1 protein-coding gene is annotated in these 442 nt (G+C 37.1%); it reads left to right on the top strand.

Annotation, left to right across the window (positions count from 1 at the left end):
- Positions 1-78: 78 nt before the first annotated feature.
- Positions 79-442: ABC transporter permease (locus ER639_RS11955; RefSeq protein ID WP_164993453.1), on the top strand; the 364-nt coding region annotated here is incomplete at its 3' end.

Below are 442 nucleotides of genomic sequence, written 5' to 3'. Positions count from 1 at the left end.
GCATGATATCGATGTGAAAGAAATTATGACCGAGACCAATAGTCTGGAAGATTACTTCCTAAGCTTAGAGGTGACGCCATGATGAACTATATGAGAAGTGAGACGTACAAGATACTTAAGACAAAAGGCATCTACATCACTTATGCAATCTGTATTACGCTGCTGATACTTGCTGCACTGACGCTTTACTATTTTGGACATAATGGGAAGTACTTCCCGTACTATAGAGCGGATTTCTACTATAATAATGTGTTTGGAATGTGGCTGCTGATCATAATGATAGGTGTCATTATTAACTTATTACTGACAAACAAAGAATCGAAGCAGATTATGAAACAATCGATTGCATTTGGCATCGAAAAACAGACGATATATTTCGGGAAATACATCGTTTCCTTACTATTCTTCGTATTCATCTGCTTGATCAGTACAGTAGTAATGG

Source organism: Macrococcus sp. DPC7161 (genome assembly GCF_004117835.1).
Lineage (GTDB): Bacteria > Bacillota > Bacilli > Staphylococcales > Staphylococcaceae > SDSC01.
This window is presented reverse-complemented; position numbering and strand designations above follow the sequence as displayed.